Below are 12,386 nucleotides of genomic sequence, written 5' to 3' on the forward strand. Positions count from 1 at the left end.
AAAATCACCCGACGAATCGCAGATCGGAGAACCAGCCGGCGGAAACTGCCATCACGTAGAAGTCCGTGAGAGCGAGCGTCGCCAGCGTCGTCCAGGCCAAGCCCATGTGGTGGCCGTTGAGCCGGGAGATGAACGTCCAGGCACGGTACCTGACCGGGTGTTTGGAGAAGTGCTTGAGTTTCCCGCCGACGATGTGCCGGCAGGAGTGGCAGGACAGCGTGTATGCCCAGAGCGCCACGACGTTGCCGACCAGGATCAGGTTGCCCAGCCCGAAGCCGAAGCCGCCGGGCGAGTGGAACGACTGGATCGCGTCCCACGTGTTGATGAGCGAGATCAGGAACGCGGCGTAGAACGCGTACCGGTGGGCGTTCTGGCCGAGCAGCGGGAACCGGGTCTCACCGGTGTACTTCGCGTGCGGCTCGGAGACCGCGCAGGCCGGCGGAGACAACCAGAAGGACCGGTAGTAGGCCTTCCGGTAGTAGTAGCAGGTGAGCCGGAACAGCAGCAGGAACGGCAGGCTGAACGCGGCGAACGGGATGAACCAGACGTCTGGCAGCACCCGCCCGAAGTGCGCGGACTCCGGCACGCAGCCGTTGGAGACGCACGGCGAGTAGAACGGCGTCAGGTAGTGGTAGTCGTCGACCCAATACCACTTCTGCATGAACGCCCGCACGGTCGCGTACGCGACCCAGGCGACCAGTCCGAGGACGGTCAGAAGGGGTGCCAGCCACCACCTGTCGGTGCGCAGCGTCCGGACGCGAATCTTCGCGCGTTCCCGGGGCTGAACGCTTTCGGGGGAGACGGCCGGGGGAATAGGGGGTGCACTCATGCCGAAGGTGGCTCCTGTGAAGTTTTCGTGCTGGACCTACCGGTGACCGTCCTGGGCCTACCGGTGACCGCCGAGGCCTTCGTCGTCGCAATCGCGCCAGAGGTCCGGTGGATACGGCGTATCGGAGACGTAGTGCAGCCGGGTTTCGGCCGCCGCGCCGGCGGGTGCGGGTGGGAGGTCGCCGATCTCGTCGAGGTCTTCGATGAGCCTGCGGACGTCACTCACCAGGCGCCGGACGCCGAGCGTCTCGGCGTGGTGGGCCTGGAGCCGGCCGACCGCGCGTTCGAGTTCGACCAGTGAGCGCCGGACCTGGGCGAGGTCCGGATCGAGACTGGTCGAGGCAGCGGTACTGCCTTCACGCACCGACATCGTGACCACCTCCGTGGCGCCTCGACGCACGAGCTGGAGGCCGGGCATCGTCAGCCCGCCGGCGCTCCGTTGCGCGTCGACCCTACGTACGCGCAGTCTGCCGTGATCGATCCCACACGGGAAGCGTTTGCGGGTAACCGGCGCGCCGCGGAACGGGCTTAATCGTGCAAAGTCTGAATCGAGACGTTACGGAATCAGTTCAGCCGGTGACGAGTGAGTCGATCTCGGACGCGAGTTCGAGATCCTTCGCGGTGACTCCGCCGGCCGAGTGCGTGGAAAGCGTGAACGTGACCGTCCGCCAGCGGATGTCGATGTCGGGATGGTGATCCCGCTGCTCGGCGACGACCGCTACCCGGTCGACCAGCGCGATCGCGTCCGGGAACGAGGCCGCCTCGACGGTCCGGCTGAGGGCCGAGGTGTCGCCGGCCCAGCCCGGGAGCCGGGCCAGCCCCGCCGTCACCTCGGATTCACTGAGAGTCATAAGCAACGGTAGCGCCGAAGGCAGAGAGTCCGTCCGGCAGCGTCGTTCACGAAGCGCCGTGCACCGTAGAATGGTCGGTGGCCCGGTGTCGAGAAGTCGCGGGCGCAACCCGAAAACTCACAGGAGCGACCTCGCATGCCCGCCCACTCCGACGACACGGTGCTCTCGCGCCGCGACGATCTGCGCAACGTGGCGATCGTCGCCCACGTCGACCACGGTAAGACCACGCTGGTCGACGCCATGCTCTGGCAGTCCGGTGCGTTCAGCGCCCACCAGAAGGAACAGGGCGACGTCGACGACCGGGTCATGGACTCGATGGACCTCGAGCGCGAGAAGGGCATCACGATTCTCGCGAAGAACACCGCCGTGCGTTACGGCGAGACCACGATCAACATCATCGACACCCCCGGCCACGCCGACTTCGGTGGTGAGGTCGAGCGCGGCCTGTCGATGGTCGACGGCGTCCTGCTGCTGGTCGACGCCAGCGAGGGTCCGCTGCCGCAGACCCGGTTCGTGCTCCGCAAGGCGCTCGAGGCCAAGCTCCCGGTGATCCTGGTCGTCAACAAGGTCGACCGACCCGACTCCCGGATCGCCGAGGTCGTCGACGAGGCCTACGAGCTGTTCCTCGATCTGGACGCCGACGAGCACCAGATCGAGTTCCCGATCGTCTACGCCAGCGCGAAAGCCGGCCGGGCGTCGCTGGAGCGGCCCGCCAACGCGAGCCTGCCGGACGCCGAAGACCTCAAGCCGCTGTTCGACGCGATCCTGGAGACGATCCCGGCGCCGCGATTCGACCCGAACGTGCCGCTGCAGGCCCACGTCACGAACCTCGACTCGTCGCCGTACCTGGGTCGTCTCGCGCTCTGCCGGGTGCACAACGGGACGATCAAGAAGGGGCAGCAGGCCGCCTGGTGCCGCACCGACGGCACGATCGAGCGGGTCAAGATCACCGAGCTGCTGATGACCGACGCGCTCGAGCGCCGGTCGGTCGAGTCGGCCGGTCCCGGCGACATCATCGCGATCGCGGGTATCCCGGAGATCACGATCGGCGAGACGCTGGCCGACCCGGACGACCCCCGTCCGCTGCCGGTCATCACGGTCGACGAACCGAGCATCTCGATGACGATCGGTATCAACACGTCACCACTGGCCGGTGAGAGCGGCAAGAAGCTCACGGCCCGCCTGGTGAAGAGCCGGCTCGACGCCGAACTCGTCGGCAACGTCAGCATTCGTGTGCTGCCGACCGAGCGGCCCGACACCTGGGAGGTCCAGGGCCGAGGCGAACTGCAGCTCGCGGTGCTGGTCGAGATCATGCGCCGGGAAGGCTTCGAGCTCACCGTCGGCAAGCCCCAGGTCGTCACCCGGGAGATCGACGGCAAGGTGAACGAGCCGATGGAGCGGCTGACCATCGACATCCCGGAGGACTACCTCGGGGTCGTCACGCAGCTGATGGCCCTGCGCAAGGGCCGGATGGAGCAGATGGTCAACCACGGCACCGGCTGGGTGCGGATGGAGTACCTGGTGCCGGCGCGGGGCCTGATCGGTTTCCGTACCGAGTTCCTCACCGACACCCGGGGCACCGGCCTGCTGCACCACGTGTTCGAGCGGTACGAACCCTGGCACGGCGAGCTGCGCACGCGTCCGACCGGGTCGCTGGTGGCCGATCGGCGCGGTCCGACGACCGGCTTCGCGCTGGCCAACCTGCAGGAACGCGGCGTGATGTTCGTCGGTCCGGGTACCGAGGTCTACGAGGGCATGATCGTGGGTGAGAACTCCCGGCAGGACGACATGGACGTCAACCCGACCAAGGAGAAGAAGCTCACCAACATGCGCCAGTCCTCGGGCGACATCCTGGTGCCGCTGATTCCGCACCGCCAGATGTCGATGGAGCAGGCGCTCGAGTTCTGCCGTGAGGACGAGTGCATCGAGGTCACTCCGGCGACCGTGCGGATCCGGAAAGTAGTTCTCTCCGGGCACGAGCGCGAGAAGACCCGCGGCCGTCGCAAGTGGGCCAACCCGCCCGCCTGATCGTTCTGCGGAAGAGACATCGAGCCCGGCTGCGAGAGCGGCCGGGCTCGTTCTCGTTAGCGAATTGATACTTCGGCCGAATCCGTGGACGTAGAGCTACCCACTGTCGCGTCGGCGCAGCGCTCGTGATTGAGCTGTTACACGATTGTGGGCACATGCCGCCTCGCCGTTATGAACATTCGCGTAGCTTTTCGGCGGGGCGGCGCAGATCGGCATGTGCACGTCACAACAGGGACGACCTACGCGGGTCGTCTGCGCAGCCGCGTCCTTCGGAGGACGCTGTCTCACATAGGTCGTTCCACGTCCGGTGTGGGCCGCTACGGCAAGGAAGGAGACGCCAGCGATGAGCACTGTCGGCGGCGATCGATCCGCGACGGAGGCAGCGGGCAGCCTCAGTGGCCCAGGCCCCGTCCTGCCGCTCGACACGGAGGCCGTGCTCGCGCCTGCTTCCGGCGACGAGCCTGGCGACATCGGCCGAGGTGACGCGCCCAAGATCGAGGGACGCTCGCCCGGCCAGATCGCCTGGGCGCGCCTGCGCCGCGACAAGATCGCGGTTGCCAGTGCCGTTGTACTGGTGTTCTTCGTCCTGGTGGCGATCTTCGCAGACCTCATCGTGTCTGCCTACGGAATTAACAAGGACCAGCTCTTCCAGGACCAGCTCGACTCGCTGGGCTACCCGCTCGGCTACCTCGGCGGCGTCGGTGGCGACCACTGGTTCGGCCTCGAACCGCAGCTCGGCCGCGACATCTTCGTGCAGCTGGTCTTCGGTGCCCGTACTTCGCTCGGGATCGCCCTCGCGGCGGCTCTGTTCAGCACCATCGTCGGCGTGATCATGGGCCTGGTCTCGGGTTTCCTGGGCGGCTGGGTCGACTCGGTGATCAGCTGGATCACCGACCTGTTGCTGGCGTTTCCGTTCATCATCTTCTCGCTTGCCGCTATTCCGATCATCAACACGTTGATCACCGGTTCCGTGCAGAAACAACCGAGTGTGGAATCACGGATCTACGTCGTCGTCGGAGTGCTGGTGACGTTCGGCTGGATGAGCACCAGCCGGCTCGTCCGCGGTCAGGTTCTCTCGCTGCGCGAACGGGAGTTCGTCGACGCCGCCCGCGCGGCCGGCGCGGGGACCAGGCACATCATTTTCCGTCAGTTGCTCCCGAACCTCTGGGCGCCGATCCTGGTGACGTTCTCGCTGGCGGTTCCGCAGTACGTGACCACCGAGGCGGCACTGTCTTTCCTCGGTATCGGCGTCACCGAACCGGTGCCGGACTGGGGGCGGATGATCTTCCGCTCGACCAGCTTCGTGTCCGCCGACCCGGCGTACGCGTTCTTCCCTGGCATCGCTCTGTTCTTGCTCGTGCTGGCGTTCAACCTCTTCGGAGACTCGCTGCGCGATGCGCTTGATCCCCGGTCTGCGCGATGACCGGTCGTTACGGGCAAAACCCACCCTCCGCGCGGCGGACGATCTTCGGACGCTCAGTGGTGTGCCCAATGGAAAGAGAGGTACTCGTGCGACGACCAGTACGTACGCTGAGCGTCGGCATCCTCGCAGTGGTGCTTGCCGCTGCCGGTTGCAGCAAGAACACCGGTGAGAACAATTCCACCGGAGATGACACCAAGGCGTCGAAGCAGACCGCCACCCTCGCGGAGAACTCCGACGGACCAGCTCCGGCGGTACCCGGTGCCAAGAAGGGCGGCACCGTAACGATCTACACCAGCGGGGACTTCGAGCACATCGACCCGCAGCAGAACTACGTCGTCCCGGCGCAGACCACCGGTACGAACCTGCTCTACCGGTCGCTCACGACGTACCGCGAGAACGGGGACGGCAAGCTGGAGGTCGTCGGTGACCTCGCCACGAACACCGGCGAGGAGTCCAACGGCGGTAAGACCTGGAAGTTCACGCTGAAGGACGGGCTGAAGTACGAGGACGGCACGCCGATCACGGCGAAGGACGTCGCGTACGGCATCTCCCGGTCGTTCAGCCCCGACCTGCCCAACGGCCCGCACTGGTGGGCGCAGTGGCTGTCCGGCGACCCGGACTACAACAAGACGTACAAGGGTCCGTACAACGGTGGCGCGCTGATTCCGCCGAACACCCAGGTGCCGGACGACAAGACGATCATCTTCAACTTCCCGGAGCCGCACGCGGACACTCCGTTCGCGGCCGCGCTGTCGACCACGGCGCCGGTGCCGCAGGCTCGGGACACGAAGATCCAGTACGACAACCGGCCGTTCTCGTCCGGTCCGTACAAGATCCAGACGTACCAGCGGACCCAGAAGATGGTGCTGGTCCGTAACCAGTACTGGGACCCGAAGACCGACCCGGCGCGTCACGACTACCCGGACTCCTACGTCGTCGACTTCACCCGGACCGCGGAGCAGGCCAGCGAGCTGCTGATCTCCGACGCCGGCACGGCGCAGACGGGTCTGACGTTCCAGGACATGACGATCCCGGCCAGCGTGTACCCGAAGGCCGTTTCGCAGGCCAAGGACCGGATCCTCACCGGCCCGGACCAGTTCGTCTGGCAGTTCAACTTCAACACCCAGCGGGTGACGGACGTCAAGGTCCGGCAGGCGTTGAACTACGCGATCGACCGCCAGGGCCTGCTGAAGGTCTGGGGCTCCTACGCCGGTGACCCGGGCACGACGCTGCTCTCGCCGACGACGTCGGGCTACGAGAAGTACAACGCCTACGACGGTGGCCCGACGGGCAACGTCGCGAAGGCCAAGGAACTGCTGGGTGGCAAGACGATCACGCTGACCTACGGCTACCGCAACACCGAGCGCAACCAGGCGATCGCCGCGTTCCTGCGCAGCAGCTTCAAGCAGGTCGGCGTCAACCTGAACATCCAGCCGATCGACGAGGACCAGTACTACACAGTCATCGGCAAGAAGAACAACCAGTTCGACATGTACATGTACGGCTGGGGTTCGGACTGGCCGGGAGCCGGCACGGTCATCCCGCCGCTCTGGGACGGTAAGCGGATCACGCCCGAGGGCAACAACAACACCGCGTACCTGAACGACCCGAAGACCAACGCGGAGATCGACCGGATCCTGAAGCTGTCCGACCTGACCGAGGCCGACAAGGCCTGGGCCGCGCTGGACAAGGACATCATGACCCGCCTCGCGCCGGCCATCCCGGTCATCTACGACAAGCAGACGACCCTGTACGGCTCGAAGATCGGCGGCATCTACCTGAGCGCGCCGTACGGCAACTCGGGTCTGAACAACCTGTACGTGAAGTAAGTAGTACCAACCCGCTGATCCGGTCGGCCGCCCCTGCGGCGGTCGGCCGGATCGGGTCGAATTCCCTGGTGGGAGAGGCTCGTGGTCCGGTTCATCCTCCGGCGAGGATCGCTCGCGCTGCTGACGTTGTTCGGCGTGAGCATCCTGACCTTCGCAATGTTCTTCGCGGTTCCGACCAGCCCGGCCGAACTGCAGTGCGGACGGGACTGTCGTCCTGCCCAGGTTCAGAACATCGAGAAGCAGTTGGGTCTCGATCGTCCGATCTATGTGCAGTACGGCGAGTACATGAAGGGCATCGTCGCCGGCCGGACGATCGGCTCCGGTGACACCGCGATCGAGTGCAACGCTCCCTGCCTGGGCTGGTCCTTCCGTAGTAGCGAGGCCGTGACCAGCATCGTCGGACGCGCTCTTCCGGTGACGATCTCGATCGTGGTCGGTGGTGCCGTGCTCTGGGCACTGCTGGGCGTCTCGCTGGGCTTCGTCTCGGCGTTGCGCCGGGGTACCTGGATCGACCGTTCGGCGATCGGGTTCTCGCTGGCCGGTGCTTCGCTGCAGATCTACTTCGTCGGCCTGCTGCTGCAGGTGTTGTTCGTCTACACCTTGAAATGGCTACCGACGCCGACGTACACGAGCCCGTTCGAGAACGTCGGTGACTGGTTCCTGGGGATGATCCTGCCCTGGACGACGCTCGCGTTCCTGAACTCGGCGATCTACGCCCGGCTCACCCGCGCGCAGATGCTCGAGACGCTGTCCGAGGACTTCGTCCGGACCGCTCGGGCGAAGGGACTCCCGTCCCGCCAGGTCTACCTGCGCCACGCGCTGCGGGCCGGCATCACGCCGATCGTCACGATCTTCGGTCTCGACCTGGGCGTCTCGCTCGGTGGTGCGGTGATCACCGAGAACGTGTTCGGTATGCCCGGGCTGGGCTTCACCGCGGCCGAGGCGGCCCGCCAACTCAACCTGCCCGTCGTCATGGCCACGGTGCTGCTGGCCGCGTTCTTCATCATCCTGACGAACGTCATCGTCGACTGGCTCTACGCGTATATCGACCCGCGGGTGAGGCTCGGATGAGCAACAACGAAGCTGACACCGACTCTTCAGCGGACTACCTGGAGGTCGAAGACCTCAAGGTGAGCTTCCGGACGATGGACGGCGTGGTGCGTGCCGTCGACGGGGTGTCGTTCGGCGTCCGGCGTGGACAGACGCTCGGCATCGTGGGCGAGTCCGGGTCCGGCAAGTCGGTCACCAGCATGTCGATCATGGGCCTGCACGACGCGCATCGCGCCGAGATCACCGGGCACATCCGGGTGGGCGGCAACGAGATCGTCGGCTGCCCGGACGAGCAGATCCGGAAGCTCCGCGGTCAGACGATGGCGATGATCTTCCAGGACCCGCTCTCGGCACTGCACCCGTACTACACGGTCGGGCGCCAGATCGTCGAGGCGTACCAGATCCACCACCCGGGTGCGTCGAAGAAAGTCGCCCGCAAGCGCGCGGTCGACATGCTCGACCGGGTCGGCATCCCGCGGCCGGACCGCCGCGTCGACAGCTACCCGCACGAGTTCTCCGGCGGTATGCGTCAGCGCGCGATGATCGCGATGGCCCTGGTGAACGACCCCGACCTGCTGATCGCGGACGAGCCGACGACCGCGCTCGACGTGACCGTGCAGGCGCAGATCCTGGACCTGCTCGAGGATCTGCAGCGTGAGTTCCACTCGGCGATCATCATCATCACGCACGACCTCGGCGTGATCAGCCAGATCGCGGACGACGTCCTGGTCATGTACGCCGGGCGCGCCGTCGAGACGGGCTCGGTCGAGCAGGTGCTCCGGCGTCCGCAGCACCCGTACACGTGGGGTCTGCTGAACTCGGTGCCGTCGCTGCACGGGGACGCGGAAGCAGACCTGGTGCCGATCAAGGGCAGCCCGCCCAGCCTGCTGAACCGGCCCTCCGGGTGCGCGTTCCACCCGCGCTGCCCGTACGCCGGCCAGAACGGCGACCGCTCGTTCACCGACGTGCCCGAGCTGCTGCCGGTGCTGGACGACGCCGGGCACGCGGTGGCGTGCCACCTGCCGGCGGACCGCCGGCGCGAGATCTACCAGCGGGACGTCGCTGAGGCAGGGGTGGCGCTGTGAGCGAGAACGTGGGCGTGGCCGAGAAACCGGCCGAGGAGTCGAAACCGGCGAAAGACGCGCTGCTGAGCGTCCGTGGTCTCACGAAGCACTACCCGGTGACCGGCGGCCTGTTCGGCGAGAAGGCGGTCGTGCGCGCGGTCGACGGCGTCGACTTCGACGTGTCGGCCGGTGAGACCCTCGGGCTGGTCGGCGAGTCGGGCTGCGGCAAGACCACGACCGGCCGGATGGTGATCCGGCTGCTCGAGTCGTCGGGGGGCTCGATCACGTTCGAAGGCAAGGACGTGACCAAGGCGCACGGGCGGTCGCTGACCCAGCTGCGCCAGGACATGCAGATCATCTTCCAGGACCCGTACTCGTCGCTGAACCCGCGGCACACGGTCGGCCGGATCATCGAGATGCCGTTGAACGTCAACGGGATCGATCCGCCGGGCGGCCGCAAGAAGCGCGTCCAGGAGATGCTCGAGATCGTCGGCCTCAACCCGGAGCACTACAACCGGTACCCGCACGAGTTCTCCGGCGGGCAGCGGCAGCGGATCGGGATCGCGCGGGCCCTGGTCGTGCAGCCGCGGTTCATCGTCGCGGACGAGCCGGTCTCGGCGCTGGACGTGTCGATCCAGGCGCAGATCATCAACCTGCTGCGGAAGCTGCAGAGCGAGCTGGACCTGGCGTTCCTGTTCATCGCGCACGACCTCGCGGTGGTGCGGCACTTCTCGCAGCGGATCGCGGTGATGTACCTCGGGAAGATCGTCGAGATCGGCGAGCGCGAGGCGATCTACGAGCGGCCGTCGCACCCGTACACCCGGGCGTTGCTGTCGGCGGTGCCGGACGTGACGAAGCTCGGTAACGCCGACTCCAAGCGGATCCGGCTCGCCGGTGACGTGCCGACGCCGCTGGACCCGCCGTCCGGCTGCCGGTTCCGCACCCGCTGCTGGAAAGCCCAGGACAAGTGCGCCACCGAGGTCCCGCTTCTCACGATCAAGAACGGCGGCAGCCAAGCCGCCTGCCACTTCCCCGAGACCTAGTGGGCGGCCCGCCCAGGACAACGCTGCCGAGCGGGCGCGACCACTTGAGTACTAGCTTGTACGCGGCGTGTACGCGCCCGGTCGGCAGCGCTGCCCTGGGCGGGCTCCAGGTCAGGACGAAAGGCCCCCGCGGCGGCGGGGGCCTTTTCGGTTGCGGCTACGGCGCCAGTGAGCGGTGGAGGAAGTCGAGCTGTAGCAGGAGCAGGTTTTCCTTGACCGACTCGTCCGTCGCCATGTGGGTGATGCCGGTCAGGGGCAGCACCTCGTGGGGGCGGCCGGCCGCCAGCAGCGCGGAGGAGAGCTGCAGCGTGTGCGCGGCCACGACGTTGTCGTCCGCGAGGCCGTGCACGATCATCAGCGGCCGGGACAGCTTCCCGGCGTCCGGGATCAGCGACGACCGGCTGTACGCCTCCGGCTGTTCGGACGGCAGTCCCAGGTACCGCTCGGTGTAGAACGTGTCGTACAGCATCCAGTCGGTCACCGGCGCACCGGCGATCCCGGCGTGGAACACGTCCGGCCGCCGCAGCACGGCGAGCGCCGCCAGGTAGCCGCCGAACGACCAGCCCCGGATACCGACCCGTCCCAGATCCAGGTCCGGGTGGTCCTTCGCCACCGCCAGCAGACCGTCGACCTGGTCGTCGAGCACCGCGGTCGCGAGGTCGAACCGGATCGCCTGCTCGAACGACGGCGACACGCCGGGTGTCCCTCGCCCGTCGACGACCACGACCGCGAACCCCTGGTCGGCCCACCACTGCGGCTCGAGCCACATCGTCCCGGCCGCCATCACCTCCTGGTGGTGCGGCCCGCCGTACGGGTCCATCAGCACCGGCAGCCGGGTGCCGGGCACGTGGTCACGGGGGTAGAGCACGGCCGCGGGCAGCCGCCGGTCGGTGACCCGGGTCAGCACCGGCGCCGCCACGAACGGCGGCACCGCGGCCGAGGACTCGAGCGTGTGGGCCCCGATCGTGTAACGGACCCCGACGGTGTCGAGCGTGCGCCGGATCTCGACGGTCGTCGCGCCGCCGGACACCGAGCTGAACCAGCCGACGCCCTCGGTGAGCCGCCGCGCCGTACCGTCCGGGCCCACCCGGTACACGTGGTTCTGCTCCGGGGCGTCCTCGGTGCCTTCGACCAGGAAATCGTCGCCCTCCTGACCGACGTACCGGCGCACGTACAGACCCGCCGGAGTCACCCGCGAGCCGCCGACGGTGAGCTGCCGGGCGTCACCGTCGGAGGAACCGAGCACCAGACGGCCGTCGCCCAGCATCGCCGGGGTTCCCGGCAGAAGCTCCAGCCAGGGTGCACCGGACAGCGACGAGTGCGTGGTGAGCTCGCCGGTATCGGGGTCGGCGCCGAGGACCAGCGCCGTCGACTGACGGCGGTCCATCACCGTGAACAGCGGGCAGCCGCTGTCGTCCCAGCCGCCGGTGACCAGGTAGGGGTAGGCCGCGGTGTCCCAGGCGAGGTCGAGCCGGTCGCCTGCCAGCGGAAGCACGTGCAGGCTGACGGACGCGTTGGGGCTGCCGGCCCGGGGGTAGCGGATTTCCGTCGGCTTGCGGCCGGGCTGCGCCGGGTCGGCGATGTACCAGGTCTGCACCGGGGACTCGTCGACCCGGGCGGCGAGGATGCGCGAGGAGTCCGGCGACCACCAGTAGCCGCGGAACCGGTTCATCTCCTCGGCCGCGGCGAATTCGGCGACGCCCCAGGAGACGCCGTCCTCGGCGATCAGCGTGCGGTCGGTCCAGGTCTCGTCGAGCCGCTCCAGCACGTGCAGTGCGCCGCCGGTGACGTACGCGACCCGCTCGCCGGTCGGGGACGGACGCGGGTCGAGCACCGGCCCGGCCACCGGCAGCTCCACCGGGGTGGGCTCGTCGCCGGGCAGCAGACCGATCCGGAACAGCTTGCCGCCGAGCGTGAACACCACCGTGCGGGTGTCCTCGTCGGTGGCGTACGAGACGATGCCGCCGCCGGCCTCGCGACGCCGCTCGCGCAGCGCCTTCTCCTCGGGCGGGAGGTCTTCGTCGTCGGAGTCACCGGAGTCACGGAACGCGCGCGGATCGGCGACCACCCGCTCGGTGCCGGACCCGACGTCGTACACCCAGAGCGCGTGCACGGGATCGGTCGGGCCGGAGGATCGGAGGAACACGACGCGCTCGCCGTCGCCCGACACGGCAACGGTGCGCGGCGCCCCGAGCGTGAAGGTGCGGGTGCGCGCGGCCAGACGGGGGAACGACGTCGTCTGCGAGTTCACCCGGTCCATAGTGCCAAAG

General features: G+C 67.7%; 10 protein-coding genes. 6 read left to right on the plus strand and 4 right to left on the minus strand.

Annotation, left to right across the window (positions count from 1 at the left end; all coding sequences use genetic code 11):
• Positions 1-4: 4 nt before the first annotated feature.
• The 3 genes from ACIBZJ_RS22145 to ACIBZJ_RS22155 form a co-directional block, all read right to left on the minus strand.
• A complete protein-coding gene (locus ACIBZJ_RS22145; protein ID WP_395932423.1) occupies positions 5-829 on the minus strand; it encodes a hypothetical protein in 825 nt (274 codons plus the stop codon).
• 57 nt (positions 830-886) lie between these two features.
• Complete coding sequence (locus tag ACIBZJ_RS22150; protein ID WP_395932425.1) at positions 887-1,198, minus strand: hypothetical protein; 312 nt, start codon at positions 1,196-1,198, stop codon at positions 887-889.
• 199 nt (positions 1,199-1,397) lie between these two features.
• Entirely contained in the window at positions 1,398-1,679 is a 282-nt protein-coding gene (locus ACIBZJ_RS22155; protein ID WP_395932427.1) for a 4a-hydroxytetrahydrobiopterin dehydratase, read from the minus strand.
• Positions 1,680-1,814: 135 nt separating this feature from the next.
• Here ACIBZJ_RS22155 and typA point away from each other — a divergent pair, with 135 nt between their 5' ends.
• The 6 genes from typA (at position 1,815) to ACIBZJ_RS22185 (ending at position 10,116) form a co-directional block, all read left to right on the plus strand.
• A complete protein-coding gene (typA, locus tag ACIBZJ_RS22160) occupies positions 1,815-3,707 on the plus strand; it encodes a translational GTPase TypA (RefSeq protein ID WP_395932429.1) in 1,893 nt (630 codons plus the stop codon).
• A 343-nt stretch (positions 3,708-4,050) separates the two neighbouring features.
• A complete protein-coding gene (locus ACIBZJ_RS22165) occupies positions 4,051-5,130 on the plus strand; it encodes an ABC transporter permease (protein WP_395932431.1) in 1,080 nt (359 codons plus the stop codon).
• Between the two features lie 86 nt (positions 5,131-5,216).
• Positions 5,217-6,959 (plus strand): ABC transporter substrate-binding protein, encoded by a 1,743-nt coding sequence (locus ACIBZJ_RS22170; protein ID WP_395932433.1) that lies wholly within the window; start codon positions 5,217-5,219, stop codon positions 6,957-6,959.
• Positions 6,960-7,040: 81 nt separating this feature from the next.
• Positions 7,041-8,030 (plus strand): ABC transporter permease, encoded by a 990-nt coding sequence (locus ACIBZJ_RS22175; RefSeq protein WP_395932435.1) that lies wholly within the window; start codon positions 7,041-7,043, stop codon positions 8,028-8,030.
• A complete protein-coding gene (locus ACIBZJ_RS22180; protein WP_395932437.1) occupies positions 8,027-9,094 on the plus strand; it encodes an ABC transporter ATP-binding protein in 1,068 nt (355 codons plus the stop codon). Before ACIBZJ_RS22175 ends, ACIBZJ_RS22180 begins: the two co-directional genes overlap by 4 nt.
• Positions 9,095-9,102: 8 nt before the next feature.
• Positions 9,103-10,116, plus strand: coding sequence for an ABC transporter ATP-binding protein (locus ACIBZJ_RS22185; RefSeq protein WP_395933217.1), 1,014 nt, complete (start codon positions 9,103-9,105; stop codon positions 10,114-10,116).
• A 157-nt stretch (positions 10,117-10,273) separates the two neighbouring features.
• Here the strand turns inward: ACIBZJ_RS22185 and ACIBZJ_RS22190 are convergent, their stop codons facing one another.
• The gene (locus tag ACIBZJ_RS22190; protein WP_395932439.1) at positions 10,274-12,367 is read right to left on the minus strand and encodes a prolyl oligopeptidase family serine peptidase; all 2,094 of its coding nucleotides are present in this window, start codon (positions 12,365-12,367) and stop codon (positions 10,274-10,276) included.
• Between the last annotated feature and the right edge of the window lie 19 nt (positions 12,368-12,386).

Origin of the sequence: Cryptosporangium sp. NPDC051539, assembly GCF_044454545.1 — a bacterium.
GTDB lineage: Bacteria > Actinomycetota > Actinomycetes > Mycobacteriales > Cryptosporangiaceae > Cryptosporangium.

Coding starts and splice junctions, on each gene's coding strand:
- ACIBZJ_RS22145 (WP_395932423.1), bottom strand. CDS start 829: ATGAGTGCACCCCCTATTCCCCCGGCCGTCTCCCCCGAAAGCGTTCAG.
- ACIBZJ_RS22150 (WP_395932425.1), bottom strand. CDS start 1,198: ATGTCGGTGCGTGAAGGCAGTACCGCTGCCTCGACCAGTCTCGATCCG.
- ACIBZJ_RS22155 (WP_395932427.1), bottom strand. CDS start 1,679: ATGACTCTCAGTGAATCCGAGGTGACGGCGGGGCTGGCCCGGCTCCCG.
- typA (WP_395932429.1), top strand. CDS start 1,815: ATGCCCGCCCACTCCGACGACACGGTGCTCTCGCGCCGCGACGATCTG.
- ACIBZJ_RS22165 (WP_395932431.1), top strand. CDS start 4,051: ATGAGCACTGTCGGCGGCGATCGATCCGCGACGGAGGCAGCGGGCAGC.
- ACIBZJ_RS22180 (WP_395932437.1), top strand. CDS start 8,027: ATGAGCAACAACGAAGCTGACACCGACTCTTCAGCGGACTACCTGGAG.